This window comes from Streptomyces doebereineriae (genome assembly GCF_031845645.1).
Classification (GTDB): domain Bacteria; phylum Actinomycetota; class Actinomycetes; order Streptomycetales; family Streptomycetaceae; genus Streptomyces; species Streptomyces canus.
Genome location: NZ_JAVREZ010000140.1, coordinates 1 through 487, shown reverse-complemented (window position 1 = coordinate 487; position 487 = coordinate 1). Strand labels below are relative to the sequence as shown.

Sequence of the window (487 nt, the reverse complement as noted above, 5' to 3'; positions counted from 1 at the left end):
CCTCACGGCCCCCGGCCTGCGGAGCGCGGCGCAGGTCGTTGGTCACCTCCGACGGCGGGATGTCGATCAGTTCGGGTTCGGCCCCGTCGGGCCGGGCCACCACCAGGCGCGCCGACGCCTGCTCCCCGTAGGCGACGACGGTGGCCAGCACGGTGGATTCGTCATCGCCGACACGGGCCACAGGGATGTTGAGCAGCGAGTTCAGCAGCTGGCTCTTGCCCTGCTTGAGCTGGCCGGCGATGACCACTCGGATCTGCGGGTCATTGATGCGCACCTTCGCCAACCTCAGGCGCTCCACCAGATCGCCGCGGTCGTAGGTCGCGGCGCTCGTGCTGGTGTGGTCGATGAGTTCGACGATCACCTTGACCTTGCGCGGGTCGCCCGCCGCGGCCGGGCGCGGGTCACTGGGTTGCGTCATGGAAGTCCCTCCTGCGTGCCCTGCTCAACGGTAGGCGCGCCAATGGGACGGGGACCACCCGCGTACGGA

The 487-nt window shown here is 69.8% G+C and carries 1 pseudogene; it reads right to left on the bottom strand.

Annotated elements, in window-relative coordinates:
• Positions 1-418, bottom strand: a pseudogene (locus RNB18_RS51115) (Isoniazid-inducible protein iniA); the annotation flags it as partial.
• Positions 419-487 lie beyond the last annotated feature (69 nt).